This window comes from Phaeovulum veldkampii DSM 11550, assembly GCF_003034995.1.
In the GTDB taxonomy this organism is placed as follows: Bacteria; Pseudomonadota; Alphaproteobacteria; order Rhodobacterales; family Rhodobacteraceae; genus Phaeovulum; species Phaeovulum veldkampii.
The window spans coordinates 1-20,179 of sequence record NZ_PZKF01000042.1 but is presented as its reverse complement, the minus strand read 5'-3'; the positions used below and the strand labels follow the sequence as shown (position 1 = coordinate 20,179).

Annotated in this window: 18 protein-coding genes; 6 read left to right on the top strand and 12 right to left on the bottom strand. The window is 63.8% G+C overall.

Going from position 1 to position 20,179, the window contains the following annotated elements; all coding sequences use genetic code 11:
* The 3 genes from C5F46_RS16915 to C5F46_RS13750 form a co-directional block, all read left to right on the top strand.
* Nucleotides 1-196, top strand: a 196-nt coding sequence (locus C5F46_RS16915; protein ID WP_210203003.1) for a hypothetical protein, incomplete at its 5' end; no start/stop codon positions are given.
* 82 nt (nucleotides 197-278) lie between these two features.
* Complete coding sequence (locus C5F46_RS16910) at nucleotides 279-2,972, top strand: McrB family protein (protein WP_235820175.1); 2,694 nt, start codon at nucleotides 279-281, stop codon at nucleotides 2,970-2,972.
* Nucleotides 2,972-4,288: an McrC family protein gene (locus tag C5F46_RS13750; RefSeq protein ID WP_107325912.1), complete on the top strand. Its 1,317-nt coding sequence runs from the start codon at nucleotides 2,972-2,974 to the stop codon at nucleotides 4,286-4,288. The genes C5F46_RS16910 and C5F46_RS13750 overlap by 1 nt, the downstream gene beginning before the upstream one ends.
* Before the next feature lie 199 nt (nucleotides 4,289-4,487).
* Here C5F46_RS13750 and C5F46_RS13745 read toward each other — a convergent pair whose 3' ends face one another.
* From C5F46_RS13745 to C5F46_RS17140, 5 genes are all read right to left on the bottom strand, one after another.
* The gene (locus C5F46_RS13745; RefSeq protein ID WP_235820174.1) at nucleotides 4,488-4,655 is read right to left on the bottom strand and encodes a hypothetical protein; all 168 of its coding nucleotides are present in this window, start codon (nucleotides 4,653-4,655) and stop codon (nucleotides 4,488-4,490) included.
* Nucleotides 4,642-4,887 (bottom strand): hypothetical protein, encoded by a 246-nt coding sequence (locus C5F46_RS13740; protein ID WP_107325910.1) that lies wholly within the window; start codon nucleotides 4,885-4,887, stop codon nucleotides 4,642-4,644. Before C5F46_RS13740 ends, C5F46_RS13745 begins: the two co-directional genes overlap by 14 nt.
* A complete protein-coding gene (locus tag C5F46_RS13735) occupies nucleotides 4,884-5,558 on the bottom strand; it encodes a YcbK family protein (RefSeq protein WP_107325909.1) in 675 nt (224 codons plus the stop codon). Before C5F46_RS13735 ends, C5F46_RS13740 begins: the two co-directional genes overlap by 4 nt.
* A gap of 67 nt (nucleotides 5,559-5,625) precedes the next feature.
* Entirely contained in the window at nucleotides 5,626-5,934 is a 309-nt protein-coding gene (locus C5F46_RS13730; protein WP_107325914.1) for a hypothetical protein, read from the bottom strand.
* A gap of 32 nt (nucleotides 5,935-5,966) precedes the next feature.
* Nucleotides 5,967-9,482 (bottom strand): phage tail tape measure C-terminal domain-containing protein, encoded by a 3,516-nt coding sequence (locus C5F46_RS17140; RefSeq protein WP_107325908.1) that lies wholly within the window; start codon nucleotides 9,480-9,482, stop codon nucleotides 5,967-5,969.
* Between the two features lie 69 nt (nucleotides 9,483-9,551).
* On the opposite strand from C5F46_RS17140, the gene C5F46_RS13720 reads away from it, so the two are divergent.
* Together C5F46_RS13720 and C5F46_RS13715 are read left to right on the top strand one after the other, a co-directional pair.
* Nucleotides 9,552-9,764 (top strand): AbrB/MazE/SpoVT family DNA-binding domain-containing protein, encoded by a 213-nt coding sequence (locus tag C5F46_RS13720; protein WP_107325913.1) that lies wholly within the window; start codon nucleotides 9,552-9,554, stop codon nucleotides 9,762-9,764.
* On the top strand, nucleotides 9,764-10,144 hold the full coding sequence (locus tag C5F46_RS13715; RefSeq protein WP_107325907.1) for a type II toxin-antitoxin system VapC family toxin: 381 nt from the start codon (nucleotides 9,764-9,766) through the stop codon (nucleotides 10,142-10,144). The genes C5F46_RS13720 and C5F46_RS13715 overlap by 1 nt, the downstream gene beginning before the upstream one ends.
* Here the strand turns inward: C5F46_RS13715 and C5F46_RS16710 are convergent.
* Nucleotides 10,134-10,277: a DUF7697 family protein gene (locus C5F46_RS16710; RefSeq protein ID WP_168796903.1), complete on the bottom strand. Its 144-nt coding sequence runs from the start codon at nucleotides 10,275-10,277 to the stop codon at nucleotides 10,134-10,136. The two genes, C5F46_RS13715 and C5F46_RS16710, sit on opposite strands and share 11 nt — an antisense overlap.
* Nucleotides 10,278-10,375: 98 nt before the next feature.
* Nucleotides 10,376-10,813, bottom strand: a complete 438-nt coding sequence (locus C5F46_RS13710) for a hypothetical protein (RefSeq protein WP_107325906.1) — start codon at nucleotides 10,811-10,813, stop codon at nucleotides 10,376-10,378.
* Nucleotides 10,814-10,904: 91 nt separating this feature from the next.
* On the opposite strand from C5F46_RS13710, the gene C5F46_RS13700 reads away from it, so the two are divergent.
* Nucleotides 10,905-11,363 (top strand): WYL domain-containing protein, encoded by a 459-nt coding sequence (locus tag C5F46_RS13700; protein ID WP_107325905.1) that lies wholly within the window; start codon nucleotides 10,905-10,907, stop codon nucleotides 11,361-11,363.
* 325 nt (nucleotides 11,364-11,688) lie between these two features.
* Here the strand turns inward: C5F46_RS13700 and C5F46_RS13695 are convergent, their stop codons facing one another.
* From C5F46_RS13695 to C5F46_RS13680, 5 genes are all read right to left on the bottom strand, one after another.
* A complete protein-coding gene (locus tag C5F46_RS13695; RefSeq protein WP_107325904.1) occupies nucleotides 11,689-13,779 on the bottom strand; it encodes a 3'-5' exonuclease in 2,091 nt (696 codons plus the stop codon).
* A gap of 5 nt (nucleotides 13,780-13,784) precedes the next feature.
* Entirely contained in the window at nucleotides 13,785-14,054 is a 270-nt protein-coding gene (locus tag C5F46_RS16480) for a hypothetical protein (protein ID WP_133618610.1), read from the bottom strand.
* A gap of 4 nt (nucleotides 14,055-14,058) precedes the next feature.
* A complete protein-coding gene (locus C5F46_RS13690; RefSeq protein WP_107325903.1) occupies nucleotides 14,059-16,986 on the bottom strand; it encodes a site-specific DNA-methyltransferase in 2,928 nt (975 codons plus the stop codon).
* A gap of 3 nt (nucleotides 16,987-16,989) precedes the next feature.
* Nucleotides 16,990-17,724: an NYN domain-containing protein gene (locus C5F46_RS13685; RefSeq protein WP_107325902.1), complete on the bottom strand. Its 735-nt coding sequence runs from the start codon at nucleotides 17,722-17,724 to the stop codon at nucleotides 16,990-16,992.
* A gap of 133 nt (nucleotides 17,725-17,857) precedes the next feature.
* The coding region (locus C5F46_RS13680) for a BPTD_3080 family restriction endonuclease (protein ID WP_107325901.1) at nucleotides 17,858-20,179 on the bottom strand (2,322 nt) is incomplete at its 5' end.

The window sequence follows — 20,179 nt, the reverse complement described above, 5'->3', positions numbered from 1 at the left end:
TCCAGAAATATATCAGATGCTTACGCAGCGCACCATGGGGCGCTTTTTGCATTCGCGCGTTTACATCAACGCCACATCAACACGACACCAGAAAAACCGCACCAGCACGCATAAGCGGGCAGTGGTATGCAGCGGCGGGCAACTCGCAGTTGCGCGCGATTCCGGTTCCCGCCATCATCCACCCGTGGTTCTCTAGACGGTGAATTGACGACGAAGGATTTTGCCCTCGGCTTCCTGACCTCGGATCAGCACCTCTCAGGCAGACGGACGGGCAGGCGATGAAGCAGGACGAGTTCCGGAAGTGGTTGGTTGCGCAGGGGCAAACGGATGCGACCGCTTCGTCGCGCGTGAGCAGTGCCAAGCGCGTGGAGCAGTATCTAGGCGATCTGGACGAGTTGTTCGCGCAGGAGGATAGGGACAGCATCCTCAACCGGTTTGCCTACACGGCCGAGGATGAACGCGCAGACCGCCCCAACCCGTCACCCGTCCCCATCGATGGTGTCTTGCGCACGGGGCTGGCCAGCCTCCAGCAGGCCCTGAAACTCTACCATTCCTTCCTGACCGAACAGTCCAATGTGCCCGATAAGGCAGAACACAAGGCATTGGTCGACCGCCTGACCCGCAAGGAGATCGATGCGGCGATGCGGGAGTGTGATCGATTGGGCCTTAAGGCCTTCCTCGCCCGCGGTGGCTTTGCCAGCCCTCAGGTCTGGGTCAGCGATGAGGGCAAGGGGCAGTCCTATCCGGCGAAGGCGACTGTCGCAGCAGCTTTGGGGCATCTTCCCGATGGTCGTGCTCTCGCGGCCAAGGAATTCTTCAACGGTTTTGGAGAGGCGCAATCCTTCGCCAAACTCGAGGCTCTTGGGTATGAGATCCTTCGCAAGGGTGCCAATGGCGGAGATGACGCCTTTTCTCGCGACCGGATCGAGGGTGCGATGGACGCCTACGACCAGTTCCGCACGTCCGGTGCCCATGCCGATGCGTTCTCAAGCTTCGGCACGCCATCCGAGTATTGGGTGCGGTCGACCCGCCCACGCCAGGACAGGCGCTTTCCGACGAAGCCGATTGTAGGGTACCTGCTGGCCAAGGCTTCAAACGCACTCACCGGCGGATGGAGTCAGCCAAATGATGCGGCCGCACGTCTCCACGCGGCAGGCTACATTATTGTCGATCAAGACGACGTACCACTGCCGCTGCCAGAGCAGTACACCCACCTTATGCGCGGGGCAGACCGCGTGCGTTTGGTCGCACTCAATTACTACATCGCACCTGCCCGCGAAGCTGACATGTCTTCAGTGGCCATCCGTGCGCGGGACGTAGCTCGCGACATTTCCGAGCAAGATGCCTTTCCGACAATTTGCAGCGCCTTGGGTGGCAAGAAGTTCAAAGACATGGCGGGCTACTCAACGCTTCAGTCGACTACGCCCAATCCGTCCAGCACGACGACTTTCACATTCACCCTCGATACCGGGGACAAAGAGGGTAACGCGATGGCAGACTTAGAAACCCGCTCGCAGGACCAACTTGCCTGGACGGCGGTCAAGACGACCAACCTGATCCTCTACGGACCTCCCGGCACCGGCAAGACTTACCAGACGGCGTGGGAGGCGGTTCGCCTCTGTCTGGGCGAGGACGCGGCCGCTGGCCTCTCAGGTGAAAAGAACCGCGATCGGCTGATGGGGGAATACCGGCGCTTGACGTCCAAGGGCCGGATCGAGTTCGTGACCTTCCACCAGTCGATGTCATACGAGGAATTCGTCGAGGGGTTGAGGCCCGCTGTTGACGGAGAAGCGCCGTCGGAAAACAGCGCAGGCTTCCGACTTGAACCTGTCGCGGGAATTTTCCAGCGAGTTGCTCGGCGTGCAGAGGCCAGTGCATGGGATGGCGCGAGCACCGGGCAGGATGCAGATGAAGCGATGCCTGATGCCCCAGAGCTGGACGTCGCTGTGTCTGTGCCGCCCGAGACTGATTCCTTAGATAACAGAGATCGTCAGCCCCAACAGGGTTTGGAAAATGACCTGTTCACCGTGGGTCAACTGCCGCCTGTGCGCGATGGCACTTTCCGGAAACTCGCCCAAAATGTCGCGCAGGAGTTGGCACAGGCACACCCACAAGGTTTCTCCCTCCAACAGTATCGGGAAGCCCTCGTGAGCGCCGGTCGGGAGACGGGCATTGAGCCGACCGGCGGTTGGGAGAAACACAACATGCCCACTTGGGCCAGTCATCCGGACCAGGCATGGTTGGTGCCTGCGGACGCAGCAGTGGCAGCGTCCTCGAATCCTCGAACGAATGGCGGGCAGCAGACGTCGGGCGTCTCAGTCCGGGTCGAGCACAACACCTCAGCTGCGCATGTCCTGATCATCGACGAGATCAATCGGGCCAATATCTCGAAAGTCTTCGGCGAACTGATCACGCTCCTGGAACCGGACAAACGCCTCGGGCGGCGCGACGAAATCCAGCTCTCCTTGCCCTACTCGAAGAAGCGCTTCGGGGTGCCGCCCAACCTACACATCATCGGCACCATGAACACGGCCGACCGCTCGATTGCGCTGCTGGATACCGCCCTGCGCCGCCGGTTCACCTTCAAGGAATTGATGCCGAACCCGGCGGTCCTGTCCCCGAATGTCGGCGGGATCAACCTGCAGAAGCTGCTGACCACGATCAACGACCGCATCGAGTATCTCTTCGACCGCGAACACCAGATCGGGCACGCCTATTTCACCGGCTGCAAGTCTGCCGAAGAGGTCGAGGACGTGATGCGGCACAAAGTCATTCCGCTCCTGTCCGAGTATTTCTACGAGGATTGGTCCAAGGTCGCCGCCGTTCTGGGCGATGGCCCGCAGGGGCCGTCCCGGTTTCTGGAGGCGCGCCGCCTGACTGCGCCGCCGGGAATTGCCGCGGATGATTTCAGCGGCGAGAGACTACGCTGGCGGGTGAAGGACAAGTTCGACTTCTCCGAGTTCGCGGCCTGATGCCCGCCTTCTCCGTCCGCGAATGGGAGGCTGTGCCCCATGGCGATGGGGAAGGGTGTATTCCGCCGCATCTTGCCCAACGCCTTGTAGCACTGGCCAAGGCATCCCCCTTTGCCGGGCGTGGCGGCGGTGGCGTGCTGGAAGATCGCCGCCATGACTTGCGGGCGCGCGGGGTTGTTGGCGTTCTGGCGGTGCCGGGCTGTACGCTTGAAATCCTGCCGAAGATCGGCGTAGGCGAAAAGGAAGGCTCGGCCCAAGAGACGCGCGAGATCCGCAAACGCCTTGTCCACATGCTGGCGGTGGCGCTCGACCTGAAAATCCAGACCGGACGCATGACCGAACTCGACTGGCAGCGCGAGACGCTGCTGGAAATCCTGATCCGCGTCTTTTGCGACAAGCTGACCGAGGCGGTGCGGCGGGGAATGCCGCGCCGCTATAGCCTCCACGAAGATGACCTGCCGACCTTGCGGGGATCGCTGGATATCCCGCGCCAGTTCACTCGCCATCTCGCCAACCCGGGCCGCCTGGCGTGCCGCTATGACGAGTTGTCCGAGGATATCGCCCTCAACCGGATCATGAAGGCGACCATCTCGCATCTGGCAGGCATGTCTCGCAACGCGGCGAACGTGCAGCGGCTGCGGGAATTGGCCTTCGTCTACGCCGAGGTCGCGGAGGTGCAGATCCCCGCCCTGCGTTGGGACGATGTTGTCATCGACCGCACGAACAGCGCGTGGCAGGAACTCTTTGGAATGGCACAGTTGTTCCTGCGCAACCGGTACCAAACGACCAGCGCCGGGTCGGGGCAGGGATCGGCTCTGCTGTTCGAGATGAATGCCCTGTTCGAGGAGTACATCGGCCGTCTGGTGACGCGGGCGCTGGCGGGGTCCGAATTCCAAGTGACACTGCAGGGTGGCCGCCTTTTCTGTCTGACCTCGCTTGATGATGATCGGGCAGTATTCCAGACCAAGCCCGACATCTTGATCTGGCGCGCTGGCCAGGTCGCCCATGTGATCGACACCAAGTGGAAGCGGATTTCCGACCGGATCGACGATCCGAAACAAGGGGTCTCCCAAGCCGACGTCTATCAGATGATGGCCTATGCCCACCTCTACAAGGCCCCGCGGCTGACGCTGCTTTATCCCCACCATGCGGGACTGGGCGAAGAAGAGGGGGTTCGCGCGCGGTTCCGGGTGACGGGTCAGGAAACCCTGCTGGAAACGGCGAGCTTCGACATCTCCACTGGCGCCGACCTGGTGGATCGCATTCGTAGCCGGATCCTGACTGGCTTCGAAGAAATGTCCCCCGCGCTACCGTGAGAGCGAAGGGTCAGCCCCTGGCAGGTGAACAATTGTGCCCATCGCGGCAGGAGACTGGAATGACCGCATCTGCCATCATCGCCCAGCAGCGAATCCCTGCCGCTCGTTGACAGCGTGAATCCATGATCCGGGCCGGGCGATGTGCCGCGGTCGAGGCGTCTGGCGCTTGCCTCGTGGCAGGCTTCGTCCGGCCCGGCTTTCACCGGCACGCCCGCGCCTGGTCGCGCAAGACGGCATAGTCGCTGAGCATCCGGACGATGACGGCACCTTCCGGCAGGGTTTCGACCTCTTCGGCGGCTCGCGCTTGATCGGCTGCCGTATACTCGACCACGGGTGGGCAGGGCGCGATGGCTTCAGAACCTGCCATCGCGCAGCCGGTCAGCCAGAGCATCGCGATCAGGAGGGCGGCGGGCGGCGGCGTCGAGCATCTGGCGGTGGATGGCATCGTTTCTCTCTCGGGCATCAAGCCGTTCGGCGGCGCGCCCGGCGCGTTCGCCTGCGCGGCGGAGGTTCAGCAGGAACAGCAGGATCGCTGCTGCGGTGAGGATGAGGCCCAGTGCCTTGCGCGCCGGGTCATGGGTCAGAAGCCAGCCGATCACCGCTGGCCCCGTTTCCAGTCGTCGAGCCGGGCGTGGATGGTGACGGCGATGCCGATCAGCGCGATGACGATCAGCACCCAGCGCAGAGTGTCGAGGTAGGGCACCAGCGGCTGGATCGTGGACTGGGTCTCGGCAATTACGTCCTGCAGCACCTCCACCCCGGCCACGCCGACAGTCGCGGCACCCGCAGCACCACTGCCCCGAAGCGTGCGGCTTTCCGACAGGACTTCGCGCGCAGGCGGCAGTTCCGGGGCGAAGGGCACGGGCCGCACCGGGAACGGATCGCCCCAGGACCGGGCAGGGCCGAGGTCGATGTGCATGAAGCCGGAGCGGGGATAGTATCCGAAGCCGAGGAACCCCACCGCCCGCGCCGCCGCCTCGAAGGCCGCAGGATCGTGGTTGGCCATGGCGATATCATACGCCGTGCCCTGCATGTGCTTCGAGGCCGGGGCGCCACCGACAGCACGATTGTGTTCCGGGCTGCGATAGGCCGAGCGGATGATCAGCGGCTTGCCGAGGCGGTCGCGCAGGGCCTGCAGCTTGTCCATGGCCTCGGTGTTGATCTTGATCGCGCCGGTGCCGCGGCAGGCGATCTCGGCGGCCGAAAAGTTCGGCCAGCGCCACGTGTTGGCTGGCACGTCGCGCCAGTGGGGGTAGGTCAGGGTGGGCATGGGATCCTCCAAATGAAAAACCCGCCTCTGGGGCGGGTGGGGTGTCGGTTGGCGAGGTTCGGATGGGTCAGTCGGATCGGCCGCGCTGGAAGGCGTCGAACAGCATGTCGCGCATGGATCGGATGTCGGTCTCTATCCGGTCGAGGCGGTCGCTGTCGGCCTTGCGGTCCTCACTGCGCTGCTTGTCGGCGCGGTCGCGTTCGGTGATGAGTTCGCGATCAAGCCGGTCCAGCAGTGCCTCGTTGGTAAACGCTTTGCGCGTGATCGCCGCGATGAGGGCCATGGTGCCGCCGATCAGGGCGGTGAGCGCGGCGGTGATCCCGTGGTCCCGAAAGGCCCGCGCGACTGCGTCGGCGAGAGTGGTCTGGTCGTTCATCATGGTCCTTTCCGGCCACGGTTCGTGGCGCTTCAATAATCGGTCTCGACGTAGACGCCGGAGCAGTCATAGGCGACGGCCGCGGCGGTGCTGCCGTTGTTGAGGTAGTTGCGCGGGCTCAGGAGCTGGGTCGCCGCGGGCATGTCGGTGGTGATCGTGGCCTTCGCCACCGCGCCCGAGACCTCCTCGACCACGCGGATCCCGACCGCGCTGTCGTTCGGGGCCGCCGCGATATAGAGCGTCAGGACATTCGTCGTGCTGGCCACGGGGAAGCCCGCGCCGAGGTCGATCAGGGTCGGCGCGCCGGTGCCGTCATTGTGCAAGATCTGCCAGTTGGCATGGGTGCCGCGCTCGAACCCGATGCCCAGCGCGTTGACGACGGCCGAGAGCGTCAGGGTGGTGGACAGCGCCGCGACCGATCCGATCAGGCCGAAGAACCCCATGCCCGTTGGCTGCAGCGTGACCAGCGACAGCCGGTTCACATAGGTGAAGCCGCCAAGGCCATCCGCATTACCGCGCCAGCAGACCCAGCCTGCCGAGCGTTCCTCGGCCGCCGCCCCGGCTGTCGCTGCCGACGTCATTCGCCAGCGGCGCATGGAGGTGGAAAGGTTGGTCGTGGCGAGCGTCGGCGTGGCCGCCGTGCCGACAGCCGTCCGCGGCATGCCGTTGGTGTTGATCGTTGTGCTGGTCGAGGGCGCCCATGTCGCGATCCGGTTCACACCGAAATGCGGCTGGAGAGGGAAGTGGCGACCAGAGGGGCGTTCGACGTCGAGCCAGCCCATCCCCGCCCGGTCGCGGGCATAGAGCGCGAGCTTGCCCGCAGGCGGCGGCGAGGGGACGGAGTCGTGGGTGGGCAGGACCACCGGTTCAGCCAGTTCCACGCGACCGTTGGTGCGGTCGACCCTGATGGCATCGAAGTAGGCAGACCCGTCCGGGCTGACCTTGAAGCTGAAATCGTCATTACCGAGGAGGCCGATCAGCGCGCGGGCGGAGAAGCCGGTCTTGAACGCAAAGGCGGCGTCGTTCGCCGGGGCCGCCTTGTTCACCGTCGCTTCGATGCCCGCGCCTGCATTGTTCAAGAGGACTGCGGGCGTGTTCACCGACAGCCGGTTGTAGCTGTCGGCCGTGGCCCCGCCGAGGCCGAGAAGCTGCGCAGTCAGGTTCGCCTGCGGCATGCCGACCTGTGTGACGGCATTGGCGAAGGTGACGGTTGGCGTGTTGATGACTGTCGTCCCGCCCGCCCCGGCGGAGGCCGAGCCGATGTTGACGACCGTCGTCGACCCGGAGGCACCACCCGTGCCGATGTTCACGGTCTTGGTCACGCCCGTGGTCGTGGCGCCGGTGCCCATGCCGTAGGTCGCCGTCGTTGTGGCCGTGCCGATGCTGGCGGAAGCGGCCGAAACGGTGAAAGTGCCCGAAGCGGTCAACGTCCCTGAGAAGGTCTTGTTGCCAGTGAAAGTCTGCGTCCCCGCCGCGAGCTTCGCGAGATCGGCGATCATCGAGGTCACCAGATCACGGAAGTCGAGCTTGCCGGTCTTCACGAACTCGCCGATGGCATTCTCGGCGCTCTGGAAGGCCCCGACCAGCGCGCTGCCGACGTCCCCGCCGATGTCGCGCGCCTTGGCGGCGTAGTCGGCGAGTGCGGCGGTGACGGCCTGCCAGCCGGTCAGGGCCGTGTCCGCGCTCTCGGCGGCTGCAACGCCCGCGTTGCGTGCTGCGCCACCAGCGCCGTCGGCGGCGGTGGCCGTATCGTTCAGACCGCTGGTCAGGGCATCGGCCGAGGCGGCGGCATCTGCCAGCGCGGTTTCGGCCTCGGTTCCGGTGCCGGTCACCGCATCCTTCAGCGCCTGCCAGCTGGCCAGCGGTCGACCGGCGGCATCGGCCAGCATTCCGGCCGCTTCGCGATAGCCGTCGGCCCGAGCGCGGGCATCGTCTGCCATGGCGCCGAGGCCGAGGTCGGGCGGCTCGAGATAGGTGCGTGCCAGCGCGGCGGAGAAGGCATCCGCGGCGGCGGCGCCAGCAGCGGTCGCGGCCCCTTCGAACGGATTGCCGATGCGGCCAAGTTTCACCGGGTCAAGGATGCCGATCCGGACGCCATCTTCGCCGGTGGCCCATTCTGGCAGCAAGGCCAGCGCCGCGTTCAGGGTATCGATGAAGCTGTTGATGCGGGTGACGACACCGTTCAACATCGCCTCGACGCCGGAGATCAGCCCGTTCGCGGCCTGAAATGCGAAGTCGCCGATGGCCCCGGGCAGACTGCCCCAGATTGCGACCGCCGCGTCATAGGCCCCCTGGAAGATCGCGGCCGTCGTGTCGCCGAAGCTGACCACACCTGCGATGGTGCTTTCCAAGGCAGATAGCCCGGCCGCCTTCAGCCCCTCCCATCCGGCCGCCATGCGGGCGAGTGCGGCGTCCAGCGACAGGCCGATGCGGGACCAGACTTCGCGGGCGAGATCGCCGAGCAGGCGAAACGCCTCGCCCACACCGCCGACCCGGGCGACCAGCTGCGAGAACTGGTAGACCAGTTCGCCCGCCCCGACGATCAGAGCGCCGATGCCGGTCCGGATGAGGGCGCCGCGCAGGAAGACGAGTGCCGTCGCAAGACCACGCACCGACAGGGCCGCCGCCGCCATGCCCGCGACCCAGCGCCCGGCCATGACGGCGGCGAACGTTGCCGCATAGGAGGCGAGACGGCCGAGGTTGCCGATCAGGGTGTCGATGGCCGACCGCAGGATGCCACCGTCTGACGCGAGGGCCACGAAGGCATTGGCCAGCGCCTCGATGGTCGGGGCGACAGCCACGGCGATCCGATTGCGCAGGCCATCGAAGACCAGCGACACTGTGCCCAGCGCCAATTGCGTGCGGCGCAGGGCTTCGAGGGCGTCACTGTCCAGAACCGCCCCGAGATCGGAGGCCTGGTCGCCAAGCCGCGCCATCTCGGCCCCACCATTGCGCAGGAGGGGGATCAACCGCGTGGCGTCCGAGGCCATCGCCTCCAGATAGAAGGTCATTTCCTGCTGGCTGAGACCCGCCCGTTCCAGTGTGTCGACGTAAAGTTGCAGTGCCTCCGGTCCCGACAGCCGCGCGAACTGGTCGGCGGTGACACCGACCCTCGGGGCCACGTTCTCGAAGAAATCCGCCATGGGCCCGCCGCCGGTCTGGAGGAAATCCCCGACCCGGTCGTTCACGTCCTTCAGGATGTCGGCCAGCTTCTCCTGTTCGATGCCAACCGTCCGCGCCCCGGCCGACCAGCGCTGCAGGGCCTCGGGCGTGGAATTCGCGACCTGTGCGAACTGCCGGATTTGGGCAGCGCTTTCGGCTGTGGATCGGACGATCAGGCCGAGCGAAGCTGTGGCCGCCGCGGCTGCGGCCCCGAGGGCGAGGCCCGCCCGGCGCGCAAAGGCGGCCAGCCGCGTGTTCGCCAGTTCCATCTCGCGCGACAGGCGACCGAAGCCACGGGCCCCGGCCTCACCGACCCCTTCCAGTTCGGCGCGCACGCGACGTCCGCCCTCCGCCACGAGGCGGACGGAGACCTTCTTCTCGGCCATTGCAGCATTCCTTGCGTTTTCGGACTTGTGTTCTTACGTTGTGCTTATCGATCATGGAGGCGTATGATCATGTCCGAGACCGCGACCCTGTCGTCCAAGTTCCAGATCTCCATCCCCAAGGCGATCCGGGCCGCCCAGCATTGGGAGGCCGGGCTGACCTTCGCCTTCATTCCAAAGGGCACGGGCGTACTGCTGGTTCCGGTCCCGAAACGCGACGCCCTGAAAGGCCTCGCCCGTGGGGCTTCCGCCACCGATTACCGTGACCGGACAGACCGCATCTGATGCTGCTCGTCGATACATCCGCATGGATCGAATGGCTGATCGGCTCGGCCACCGGCGACCGGGTGGCAGAACATCTGCCGGATCAGGCCGACTGGCTGGTGCCGACCATCGTACAACTCGAACTCGCCAAATGGCTGACCCGCGAGGTGGGCGAGGACAAAGCGGATCAGGTGATCGCCTTCACGCAGGTCTGCCAGGTGATTCCGCTCGACACCGAGATTGCGCTGGAGGCGGCCGAGGCCTGCCGCATGCACAAGCTCGCGACGGCAGACGCCATTGTCTTCGCCACAGCCCGTTCGCGGAAGGCGACCCTCGTGACTTGCGACGGTCATTTTGAAGGTCTGCCTGGCGTGACTCTGGTCCCCAAGGTCAAGGCCTGATCCCCGTTCCTTCGGCATTGACCATCTGTTCGTTGACTTTGCGCACCATCACCGCCTCGATCTCGGGCAACAGTTCGGCGGCGATCAGGGGAGCGATGCCCAGCGCCTGCGCCAATGACAGCGCCGCGCCCATGTCCCATCCGATGACGGCCCCCGGCGCGATGCGCAGCTGGCCGCCGAGGCGCTGGGTCAGGTCCCAGACCTGCCAGCCCTCGACGGTTTGCGGCCGGTTCAGTCTTGCGGGGCAGTCGGGGCAGGGGCCTGCACAGGCCGCGCAGTAGCCGTCGCCCCCGCCGAAGGACCAGTCGGCGAGGGCGCGGAGGCGTTTTTTTCCTGATCCAGCATCAGGCCTCGGGCGACGTATTGCGCCTGGAAGGCTTCGAACACCGGCCAGATTTCGAGAAGGGCGTCGATCCCGGCTGGGCTGACGGGCACGAGGTTGCCGTCATCGTCGCCGACGCCTTCCCAATCCAGCAGCGCGCGGCGGGCGACAGCCTTGGCCATAGCCAGCGCCATGTCCTCCTGGCTGGAGGTTTCTGACAGGCCGTCGATGACGGGATCGGCGCGGGCCGAGACCATCAGCGCGGTGGTCAGGGGCGCCACCAGGACGCGCAGGCCGGGCAGCAGGTCCAGCCATTCGGGCCGGTTCGAAAGGTTCAGACGGATCATGGTCAGTAGTATCCGTCTTTAACAAGAGGCATTTGGTGTCCACTTTCGGTTGTCGCGCAGGAGCGCATTTGCGAGGACGATCAGCTTTCGCATGATCGCAGTGAGTGCGATTTACCGCGGCGACCCTGTTACTGCCGCCGCGGCCAATGCGGCCATCGAGCGCCTGTCTCAGACCGACCCCGAGGGCGCGCTCCTGGCGCGCCTCTACCAGATGCTCGACGTGCGCCCGGCGCAATACTGGCCGGAAGACGTGCCCGAGGCGGCCGCCGCCGACCTCGCTACGCTGCACGCCGCCATCCGGGCCTGCCATCCGGTGTCGTTCGGCTATACCGACCTGTCGGGGAACGAGACTGCGCGGACGGTGCTGCCGCTGGAGCTGGTGCATCCACCGCAGGGCGTGAAGCTGCTCGCCTGGTGCGAGGAGCGCGAGGACTTCCGCCAGTTCTTCGTTCGGGCTATCCGCGATCTCATGCCTCGCGCGGGCAACTTCAGCGCGGATCGCCTGGCGTTGCTGGAAGGCCTCGTGGAAAAGGAAACCGGGCGGGCTTGACCCGCCGGGCCACTGTCGCGTTCCAGCAGATGCGGCAGTGACGTGGCTAGTCATCGCGAACGGGCAGCAAGTTGCCCTGGCTTCCGGCCGCCTGGCTTCCCCGAAGGTGGCTTCCTTGGCTTCCCGCCGGGAATCCACCCCGGCCAGATCGTGATTCCGCAAGCCGCTGATCTGAAACAAGATTTCCGGCTCCGGGTCGCAAGGTGGCTTCCGCCTGGCTTCCCCGGTGAAAGTGCCTGTCGCTAGCGAACTGCCGCGCTGCGCCCCCCGCATACGTTCGGGGCCGGGGAGGAACCAGAGGAGGGGGGCAGTCCGACCTCGTCGGTCAGTTGCCCTTGAGGAAGTCGTCGACGAACTCCGACACGGGAGTTACGCCGGTCACCAGCAGGTGATCCCTCGCCCTTGTGCAGGCAACATAGAGCAGGTGCCGTTCCGTGTTGTAGACTTCCTCGAGGTCCGCGTCGTCAGCCACTGACTCGATCCGCTCTGATTGCGGGATCACCTCGTCGTCGCAGGCCATGACCACCACCGACCGGAACTCCAGCCCCTTCGCGAAGTGCATTGTACTGATGGCGACTGCCCCGTCCTCCACTTCGACCTTTTCACTCAATTCGACCGCGCGAACGCCCGCAGCTTTCGCGGCAGCACGCGCACGTTTCAGTTCCGCGTCAGACCTGACGAAAATACCAACCTCGCGCGGTGCGCAGCCCTCCTTCAGTCGATCCGTGATCCATCCTGCAACCGCGCGGCATTCGTGACCCTCATCGTTGCAGGCCAAGACCATCGGCGGAGGTCCGTCGAACATCGACACAGTGCCGCGCCGCCCTTCCGTGTTGCCATCCACATCCGAAACGGTTGACGGCAGGAGTCGATCGGCATGTGTGCGGATCTGATGTGACGTGCGGTAATTGATGCGCAGGGTGAAAGAGCGGCCGCGGACATCAAGGCCAAGCGCCTTCCAGGAAAAGGGCTGTTGAAAGATGCGCTGGCCAAGATCCCCGGCGAAGAAGAGACCGTCGCTTCGCCCTGCTGCCATGGCGGCGAAGAACCGCGCCTCCGTCACACCCAGGTCCTGCGCCTCGTCGATCACGGCGAAGTCGTAGGGGCGTGCGCTGCCTTGGCCGAAACTGTCTGCCAGACGGCCGAAAACGTCCGACCATGTCACAACGCCGCGTTCCCGTAGCCCAGCACGGACGCGTTCAAAGATGGTCCAAAGGGCTTCGCGCTGTTTGCCGCCGATCCGAGTCTTCCTACCGAGCCGCGAGACGTCACGGTAATCTTCCCACGACCGAAGCTGCCAGGCGTCCACGACGTCGTTCCACTCTCCGATCAGGAACTGGGTCGAGAACCTGTGTCCTTCGACTTCAGTCGCTGCTTTTGCGATCAGCGACTTGACCAGTGCAGCAGGTGCAATCTGCGGCTGCCCAAACCGATCAGAATAAAGGTCATAGCCAACGGCCGACACCGCCTTCACGATGATCCGCGCCGAAACCGCGGGCTCATTGCCGACGAGGCTGGCCAACTTGGCTCGCAGGGCGTTCGCCAGCGGCTTGGAGAACGTCGTCAGCAAGACCTTGGCAGAAAGATTGGCGCGGGCAAGATGGACCGCACGATGCAGCGCCACGATGGTTTTTCCTGTCCCGGCCGAACCCGAAACCCGGGTCGGACCGGAGAAGGATCGCTCGACAAGGTCAGCCTGGGCCGGATGCAAGAACACCGCCCACTTGTCCCAAGGGTAGTCCAGCGCCTGCTTCAGATCTTCGGCATTGGTCAGAACGCGGAAGCGGCGCTGAGCGTCCGGGTGTGCAAAGGGGTCGGCTTCGACCGGAGCAGGCTCTGGCGGTTGCGGTTTCTCGCCCACAGCCAGTTTCAGCAGAGCTTCCTGCGCCTCTTGCGGCAGGTGCTCGATGATGTCGAACAGGGTGTCCTCGGTTGCTGCCCGAACGTCGTTCACCCATTCCTCGGGCACGCCAAAGGCCATCAGTTCGAACTTGCGCAGATTGTCGAACAGGCGGGCCGCGGGCTTGGTGGCAGGCGCCGGTGTAGCGGCCACTTCTTTGGGTTTGAAGATTTCCACCTCTTCAACCCTCTCGCGCACCTCGACAAGCTGCATGGCACCCGTGGTCGGGTGGCGTTCGATCTTGCGCCGTTCAGCCCATTTGTACGCGTCGTCGTGGTGATCGACATAGACCAGCAGGATGCTGGCGGCCGTGCGGTGGACGATGATCCTGATGTCAGCATTCACCCGCACCGACCAGAAGTTTGTGTCCTTGGCGCGGTCCAGCTTGTGGAAGGACAGGCCGTTCGAGGTCGGGTCCAGTTGCAGGTCGAAAGCGGTGGTCTTCGCAGCCTTCTGCTCCTGCGCCGTCAGGCGGCCGAGGCTGTCGGTAAAGGTATCGGCGATCCGGAATTCCATGGCGTCTATACTCGCTTTGTCTTTTTCTTGGCCTTCTTGCGTGCCTTCTTTGCGATCATGCGCTTCTGGCTGACTGATGGTCCTTCAAAGTCCAAGGGATTCCGCCCCTCTGCAATCATTTGCTTTCGTGCCTCGATGTCCTGTCGAATTTCTTCCGCACGCGCCTCGAAGTCATAGTTCTTCGCATCGACGGCCGGAGCATTCTTTCTTGCTTTGCGCAGCTTCGGCCAAATACGCAGGATTGTCCCGCCACCCAAATATCCGCCACGCCCCATTCTCTCACTCCACCGCAAACACCTTCATCACCTCGTCGCCGAGGTGGTTGATCACCTTTACCGCGATCCGCCCCGACTTCGGCTTCGGGAACGGGCGCGACGTGTCGGAATACAGGCTCTCCCAAGCCTCCTCGTCGATCTCGGCCTTCAGCGTGGTTTTCAGCGCCTTGTAGGGGTCGTTGGCGCCGAGGAAATAGGCGTGGCGGACGAAGAAGGATTCCTCGTTGTAGTCGGTGTCCAGCATCCACAGGGCGATGCCGTCCGTCCCCTCGCTCTGCACCTCGCCGGTCTGGGGCTTGAACACGTCCACGCCGAAGACCTGGACCTGCACCATGCCGTCGCCCGCATCGGTGATGCGGATATCCGGCTCGCCGAAGATCACGAACAGGTTGCCCGCGCCTGTGGATTTCAGGTCGCCGCCCATGTGCAGGTCGGGGTTCATCCGGGCCTTCAGCACGCGGATGCGGCCCAGCTTGTCGAACTCGGAGCTATGGGCGTCGTAGTTGAAGGCGCAGCAGATCAGCACGTCGAAACCGGCATCGCCAGCCTCGCGCGCGGCGGCGACAAGGTCGGGGCGGGAGACGGTGCCGAACTCGGGGCCGATGAACACGCCCGCGCGGCGCTGGGTGTCGCCTTCCATGAAGGTGCCCTCGGCGGCGATCCAGTTGCCGGGCCACCCCTTCAGGCTGGTAAAGGTGATCCGATCCTCCTTGTGCGCCTGCTGCACGCCTGCGGCTTTCAGGTTTTCCAGGACCATGTGGGCGAAGTCGGTAAAGTCCCGCGGGGCCTCGACGGCCTTGCGCTTGCCCTCGGCGGCTTCATAGGTGTCGATCAGCTCGTCGTCCCAATCGACGGCGAGGGTGCGGTGGGGCGACAGGCTTTCCACGGTGAAGGGGCCTGCGACGCGGACTTTAGATTTGTCGTCGTAGGGCTTGTCGTAAAGGTATTCGAATTCGGCCTTGGCGGCGATGCTGGCGTCGATTTCGCGCTGGCGGGTGATGCGCGCCTCCCAGAACCGTTTCAGGGCGGCCTGAGCAGCGGCGGGCCAGCCTGACGGGGCCTCGCGCGGGATTTCCCATTCCATGAACCCGTTCGCCGGGGCCATTTCACCCGAGGGGAGCTTGACCTCACCCCTCGCGGTGAAGTCGATCTTCGCCCCCGCACGGCCGCCGGTTTCCACCTTGAAGGGGGTGGGGTGGCCCGCAAGGGCGGCGTTCAGGGCGGTGATGGCGTCTTCAACAGCAGGCTGGAGCCTGTCCCAGATCACGTCGATTTCGGCGTTGTTGGCGATGGATTTCAGCGTGATGTGCGGCACGCGGTCATAGACGAAGCCCTGGCGGATGCTGCCGTGGGTGGGGGTGGTCTTGGGCGGGGTGCGGGTGATCTCGCCTTCCTTCGCTTGGCCTTCTTTGCTGTCGGCCAGCAGGTAATAGGGATAGCGCGCGCCCATCAGGCGAGAGCGGGCGAGCGCGATGGCGACGCGGCTGGTGTCGATGGTGATCCAGCGCCGCCCCCATTGTTCGGCGACATAGGCCGTGGTGCCCGAGCCGCAGGTGGGATCGAGCACCAGATCGCCGGGGTCGGTGGTCATCAGGATGCAGCGTGCGACTGCCTTGGTTCCGCTTTGAACGACATACACTTTGTCTTCGGTAAAGCTACCTGTGCTGGTGTCCTGCCAATCGTCATTGAGCGGAATTGCAGCGAAATCGAGCAATCCACGAACATAACGAAGCGCGATTCCACCCTTGGTCACGCGCGACGCCTTCGCGAGTCTTGAAATCCCAAGCGCGTTGGTCTTCCATCCACCTTTAGTAGGACGATACGTTTCACCAAAATGGGCAACGGGAATCTGAGTGGACTCCACACCAGTTTGCGATGTCAGATTGTCAGATGCGACTAATCGCCAACCATCAGGTGCATAATCGCGATCAAAGTCCTCGTTGGCCCTGAGGCCACGAACGGTCATGCCATCTGGGCTCTGAACCCTGTTATAGGATGCAGCGCCTTCTGCACCTGCTTCCTTTTCTCGATATGGCTGGCGATACTTTACCTTCGCTTTGTCTTTGGCAAACCAAACGATGTAGTCCTTCACCCCCGCGAGAACATCAGTTCCAATAGCTGGGCTACCCGCACCGGTCGTCTTCTTATAGGTGATGAGTCCGCAGCCATTCGCTTCCCCAAACACCTCATCCATCAGCGCCCGCACGCGGTGGACGTTTTCGTCGCCGATCTGCACGAAGATGCTGCCGCTGTCGGTCAGCAGATCACGCGCCACGGTCAGCCGGTCGCGCAGGTAGGTCAGGTAGGAATGGATGCCGTCCTTCCAGGTGTCGCGAAAGGCGCGGACCTGTTCGGGCTCGCGCGTCACATGGGTCTTGTCGCCATCCTTGACGTCGCGGCTGGTGGTGGACCACTGGAAGTTCGAGTTGAACTTGATGCCATAGGGCGGGTCGAAATAGATGCACTGGACCTGACCGCGCAGCCCCTCACGCTCGGCCAAGGACGCCATCACCGACAGGCTGTCGCCCGAGATCATCCGGTTCGACCAGTGCTGATCGTGCTGGTAGAACTCGGTCGCGGCCTCGGCATCGGGCAGGCCGTTGAAATCGGCGAACATGTCGAACTGCGGGGCATCTTTGGTCGCACGGGCGCGGTTGGCGCTTTCGCGTTTCAGATCGTCGATGATGACCTTGGGGTGGACCTTTTCCTGAATATATAGCGGCGGGGCCTGGACGATCAGGTCGGACCAGTCCTGCTCATCCTTGCCGCGCCAGACCAGCTGCGGGTCCAGATCGCGGTTGCGGCGTTCGTAGGCAAGCTGGATCGGCGTCTTGTCCTGATCGCGCATCAGGCTTTCGAACTCCGCCGTCGGGATGTTCTTGCGCGTGGCGTCGTGGGTGAGGGTTTCGACCTCGATGGGTTTCTTGGCCATGTCTTATTCCGCCGGGTCTTGGGGTTGGGGGGCAGGAGCGGCCTCGGCGGCCTTTTCCTTGGGCTTGGGCTGCGGAAAACCGCTGCGCAGCCCGTCGATGTGTTCAAATAGGGATGCCTCGACCGAGCGCCACATCGGATCGAGGACGATGCGGACGCCTTCGCGCCGGGCGAGTTTGGAGGCAGGCACAAAATCGCTATCGCCTGCGACGAGGACGATGGTGTCAGCTTGACGCTTGAGGCTGATGGAGGCGATGTCGACGCCGATGCGCATGTCAACGGCCTTCTGGCGGAGACCGGGATAGAAGTCCTCGTCCTTCAGGTCTGCGGGTTTCCGCGTTCCGTTCAGGATCGCCTTCTGGGCATCCTCCGACAGGATCCACGAGCGTTCCTTGCGAACCTGGCCGAGGCGGACGGCAAAATTGGCACGGCGGCGGAGCAGGTCGAACAGGGCAAGGCGGAACTTCGCCTGATCGGATTTGGCATAGTCGATGGCCTTACCGCTGATGGGAAGGTGGCCCTTTTCCATGTAAGGCAGGGCATCGTAGAAGAAGCAACGATAGAGCAGGCTGTAGGGGTTGCCCGCCTTTTCGACATTGTTGAGTTGCTTCAGGTGGCTGTCCACTAGTTGCCCGATGGCCTTGTCGACCGCCTCGGCATTGAGCATGTCCACGTCGCGGCGCACACTGCCGAGGCGCTTGAGGAAGTAACCACCGTCTATGAGGATTGCCGCCTTCACGGTTGCACCCCCGTGAAAAGCAAAAGCCCCGAGGGGTCGGTCCTGCCCGGGATCGTGGGCGGACGTACTGCCAAGGGGCGAATGTATGGTCTGTATATGGTTCTGAAGCCGAAGCTGTCAATCAAGATCGGCATCATTCGATCAGCTCTCCTTGCCGCGCTGGGCCCGCGCCGAGGGTTTCGAGCAGTTTGTCGAACTCATCCTCCATCTCGTAGACCGCTGTGAACTCTGCGAATTCCCAGCGCCCGAACTTGCCGAGGTTGTTCACGCCTGGCACCCAGTAGGCGCGCATGGTGTTCGCCTTGTCCTTTGCGTCTTCGCCGCGATAGCCTTTGATCTCGACGATCAAGTTCAGCGGGTCCGGTTTGCCGTCATCGGTGCGACGGCCGTCATCGACCTGGACGATGAAGTCGGGCAGGTATTTGCGCGGGGTGGAGCCGGAGAGGTAGGGCACCTCGAGGCCCAGCCCCTGGTTCTTGACGTACGACAGCACGCGGGGGTGACCTTCGGCCACGCGGGCAAACTCTGCCTCCCAATCGCTGTCGCAGACCACCCAGTTGACATGGGATTTGTCGGGTCGGGTTTGCCAGCGCAGCGCCTTGGACGTGGTGAAGTTGACGAAGGCGGTTGTGCCGGTGGGATTGTAGGCGTCGAGGATCGCCTTGATCTGGTTTTGACCTTTTAGCGTTTCGGTGATGGCCGCCTTGATCCGCTCGGCCGCCATGTCGGCGATTTCCTTGTAGACCAGCTGTGCCGGATAGGTGCCGCCGGAGCATTTCAGGTATCCGCCGTCCAGCCACTGGCGCGTGATGCGCTTCAGCTGGCCGAAGAGGTGCAGCTTCGGTTCCTCGCCGGGGTCGCGGTACTTGGTGTAGAGAAGGTGCCGCGCCAGGTGGAACAGGATTGTGGACGAGCGCATGTCGTCCAGATGCTCCAGCGTCAGGTCCACGCCTTCCCCGATGATCCCCTGGTTGGTAGTGGTGGAAGGGCCAAGCAACTGCGGCGTCAGTTCCAGAACGTGATCGGGGCCGAAGTTGGCCTCAAGCCGTTCATCCGGCAATTCGACCCGATAGCCTTCGACACGGGGGAAGGTGATTTCCAGCGCGTCGCGATCAGGCTTAACGGCGTGGACGCGGACGGTTTCGCGCGGAGCCGCCGGGGGGGAGATTACCGGTTTCGCGGTGAAGTCGAATGGAATGCCCAGGACATCGGCATATTCGACGTTGAAGAGCCCCTCGTCGTTCAGTTCATAGGATTGGCGGCGCAGCGCGCGGCCGATCACCTGTTCGCACAAGAGCTGCGTGCCGAAGGCGCGGACGCCAAGAACGTGGGTGACGGTGTTCGCGTCCCACCCTTCTGTCAGCATGGAGACCGAGACGACGCAGCGGATCTGCTCCCCGAGGCGACCCTTCTTGCCGACGGTGTTCATGACCTCGCGCAGCAGTGTGGATTCGTCGATCTTGTCGCCCGCCGTGATGTCGCCCGTCCGCTCAACCATCTCGCGTTTGAACTGCTCAATTTCGACGGCCGCCATTTCGCGGAAGTCCTTGTCGAGTGCCTCGCCGGATTCGAGTTGTGCGCTGTCGATCAGGATCGTGTTTGGCCGCGGCATGCGGTTGCCGAAGCCGTCGTAGTTCCGAAACAGGGCCAGGCGGCCGTTTTCAAGGGTGGTCTCGGTTCCGTCGTCGCTGACCCGATCAAAACCCGAGATGTATTTGTAGATCAGTTCCGAAGTCGCTGTGTTGTTGCAGACGACGATGAACACCGGCGGTACGCCGATCCCCTTGTCCTGCCAAAGCTGGAAGGTCTTTTCGTAGTGACCGTAGAGGGCTTCCAATGCGGTCAGCAGCTCGACCGGCAGGCTGAACGGATCAAGCGCCTTGCCTGCCGCACGTCCCTTTTGGGGGAGCTTCTTGCCGATGTGTTCCCAGAGATTGCGGAACTTTGGCGTATCGCCGCCCGGCACGTTGTCTGCAATCGGCACGCGCGGAAGCTTAACAATCCCGCATTCGATGGCGTCCATCAACGAGAAGTCGGACATCGTCCAGGGAAACAGCGTGCCTTCGATGTATCCTGAGCCTCGAAGGAAGAACGGTGTGGCCGACAGGTCGTAGACGAGGCTGATGCCAAGCTTCCGCTTGACCGCTTCAAGGCCGGATATCCACATGCGGGCGGCCTCGTTGTTCTCCTTGGCCTCGCTTTTTTCGTCGCCCTTCAAGTCGTCTTCGGTTTCGCCAACGGCATCCTTCACCCGCTCGCGATAGCAGTGATGCGCCTCATCGTTCAGAACGACGATGTTCTTCTGGCCCATCAGGTCACCCATGACCCTCTGGATCATCTCGCCCTCGGTCTCCAGCGTCTGGACTTTTTCGCCGCGCCAGCCCTCCAGTGCCTGCCTGGTGCCTTTGGCGATCACCAGTTTTTCACGCAGCTTGAATGCATGGTAGTTGGTGAT

Bases quoted from the DNA above. Each gene is read 5' to 3' on its own strand.
- C5F46_RS16910 (WP_235820175.1), top strand. From the start codon at position 279: ATGAAGCAGGACGAGTTCCGGAAGTGGTTGGTTGCGCAGGGGCAAACG.
- C5F46_RS13750 (WP_107325912.1), top strand. From the start codon at position 2,972: ATGCCCGCCTTCTCCGTCCGCGAATGGGAGGCTGTGCCCCATGGCGAT.
- C5F46_RS13745 (WP_235820174.1), bottom strand. From the start codon at position 4,655: ATGGCAGGTTCTGAAGCCATCGCGCCCTGCCCACCCGTGGTCGAGTAT.
- C5F46_RS13735 (WP_107325909.1), bottom strand. From the start codon at position 5,558: ATGCCCACCCTGACCTACCCCCACTGGCGCGACGTGCCAGCCAACACG.
- C5F46_RS13730 (WP_107325914.1), bottom strand. From the start codon at position 5,934: ATGAACGACCAGACCACTCTCGCCGACGCAGTCGCGCGGGCCTTTCGG.
- C5F46_RS17140 (WP_107325908.1), bottom strand. From the start codon at position 9,482: ATGGCCGAGAAGAAGGTCTCCGTCCGCCTCGTGGCGGAGGGCGGACGT.
- C5F46_RS13720 (WP_107325913.1), top strand. From the start codon at position 9,552: ATGTCCGAGACCGCGACCCTGTCGTCCAAGTTCCAGATCTCCATCCCC.
- C5F46_RS13715 (WP_107325907.1), top strand. From the start codon at position 9,764: ATGCTGCTCGTCGATACATCCGCATGGATCGAATGGCTGATCGGCTCG.
- C5F46_RS16710 (WP_168796903.1), bottom strand. From the start codon at position 10,277: ATGGGCGCGGCGCTGTCATTGGCGCAGGCGCTGGGCATCGCTCCCCTG.
- C5F46_RS13710 (WP_107325906.1), bottom strand. From the start codon at position 10,813: ATGATCCGTCTGAACCTTTCGAACCGGCCCGAATGGCTGGACCTGCTG.
- C5F46_RS13700 (WP_107325905.1), top strand. From the start codon at position 10,905: ATGATCGCAGTGAGTGCGATTTACCGCGGCGACCCTGTTACTGCCGCC.
- C5F46_RS13695 (WP_107325904.1), bottom strand. From the start codon at position 13,779: ATGGAATTCCGGATCGCCGATACCTTTACCGACAGCCTCGGCCGCCTG.
- C5F46_RS16480 (WP_133618610.1), bottom strand. From the start codon at position 14,054: ATGGGGCGTGGCGGATATTTGGGTGGCGGGACAATCCTGCGTATTTGG.
- C5F46_RS13690 (WP_107325903.1), bottom strand. From the start codon at position 16,986: ATGGCCAAGAAACCCATCGAGGTCGAAACCCTCACCCACGACGCCACG.